Annotated in this window: 2 protein-coding genes; both read left to right on the forward strand. The window is 67.0% G+C overall.

Annotated features, from left to right (window positions below):
• Nucleotides 1-85, forward strand: an 85-nt coding sequence (locus G6016_RS17140) for a hypothetical protein (protein WP_241729749.1), incomplete at its 5' end; no start/stop codon positions are given.
• A gap of 823 nt (nucleotides 86-908) precedes the next feature.
• Nucleotides 909-1705 (forward strand): DNA polymerase III subunit gamma/tau (dnaX, locus tag G6016_RS04505; RefSeq protein ID WP_182631503.1); only part of this gene is annotated, 797 nt, incomplete at its 3' end.

The following is a 1705-nucleotide window of genomic DNA, read 5'->3' on the forward strand; positions in this document are numbered from 1 at the left end:
CCTGCCGCCGCTGGCCGAGGTCGAGGCCGCGATGGATGTCGTGGCCCTCTGCGCACTCCTCGCGGCTTGCCGCGCCGCCGGCTGACAACGCCGCGGCGTCGCCGGCTCGCCGTCCCACCGCCTCGCCGGCATCCCGCCGGAGCACACATCTGCGCGCACCTCTCGCGCGAAGGCCCTCGCATAGCTGCGAGGGCCTTCGCGCGTATTTCCGCGCCCGCAAAGCGCGAATAATCACGAGTGTCCCGTGCAGGACGAGTCGCATGCCGAGTTGCAAGACGAGGCGCGAGTAACAGCGAGCGCGAGGGGTCCGACGAGGCTGTAACAACCAGTCCTGCGGCGTAAATGGACCAAAAGGCTGACTGGTGTCAGGTGTACTCAGATGCGCGGTGGTCTGGATTGTGGGTGTGACCTGCGAAGCATCAAAATAGTGATCTGGAACACGTTGCAGTATCACTGCCTCTGTTAACTGGCCGGTGTTTAGCGGTTTGACGTGCGTGAACGCAAAATTGACGTCTTGTTGATCAATCGTCAATAAAATTGGGGCCTTGTACCCGTTCTGATGGTCTGGTTGTATCTAACCCGTCCGAGCCACACGGGTCGGGCGCCGGAGTACAGCTGAGGGGCTGTGAGGGGCCGGCGCCGACGATCCGGTTCGGGTACCGCGCCGCGGGGTCTGAGGGGGCCCTACGCCGCGCGAGGGACGTCGGGAGGGGCTGCGCATGCGCGGCCCCTCCGGTCATTTCCCCGAAAGATGGCCGACGAGGGTGATCGTGAGCCCAGAACGTCCGCCCGGCGCGAGGCGTCACGGGGCGGGAGGGTGACCTCGTCGTCGTCGTAAAACCCCCGGTCACCACAGCCGATGCGGCACGACCGTCATCAATGTCCGACCCCCTCGGTACCCTCTAGGCGTGGCTCTCTATCGGAAGTATCGCCCCGCCTCCTTCGCCGAGGTCGTGGGCCAGGAGCACGTCACCGACCCGCTCTCGGTGGCGCTCGCGTCCGGTCGTATCAACCACGCCTATCTGTTCTCCGGGCCGCGCGGCTGCGGTAAGACCTCGTCCGCGCGGATCCTCGCCCGCTCGCTCAACTGCGTGCAGGGCCCCACTCCCGATCCGTGCGGGGTGTGCGATTCGTGCGTCGCGCTTGCCCCTGGCGGTAACGGCACGCTCGATGTCACGGAGCTCGACGCGGCCAGCCACGGCGGTGTGGATGACACGCGTGACCTGCGCGAGCGCGCGTTCTTCGCCCCGGCGTCGTCGCGGTACCGGGTGCTCATCATCGATGAGGCCCACATGGTCACCAACGCGGGTTTCAATGCGCTGCTCAAGATCGTGGAGGAGCCGCCGGAGCACCTCATCTTCATCTTTGCCACCACCGAGCCGGAGAAGGTGCTGCCCACCATCCGCTCGCGCACGCACCATTATCCGTTCCGGCTGCTCACGCCGTCGTCCATGCGGGGGCTGGTCGAGCGGATCTGCGCGCAGGAGGGCGTGAACGTCGATCCGACGGTGTTCCCGCTGGTCATCCGCTCCGGCGGCGGGTCGCCGCGTGACACGCTCAGTGTGCTCGACCAGCTCATGGCCGGCGCCGGGGACGAGGGCATCACCTACCCGCGGGCCGTCGCGCTGCTGGGTGCCACCGAGGTTGCGCTCATCGACGATTCGGTGGACGCGCTCGCCGCCGGCGACGGGGCCACGCTATTTAG

It is taken from the genome of Dietzia aerolata (genome assembly GCF_014144865.1).
GTDB lineage: Bacteria > Actinomycetota > Actinomycetes > Mycobacteriales > Mycobacteriaceae > Dietzia > Dietzia aerolata.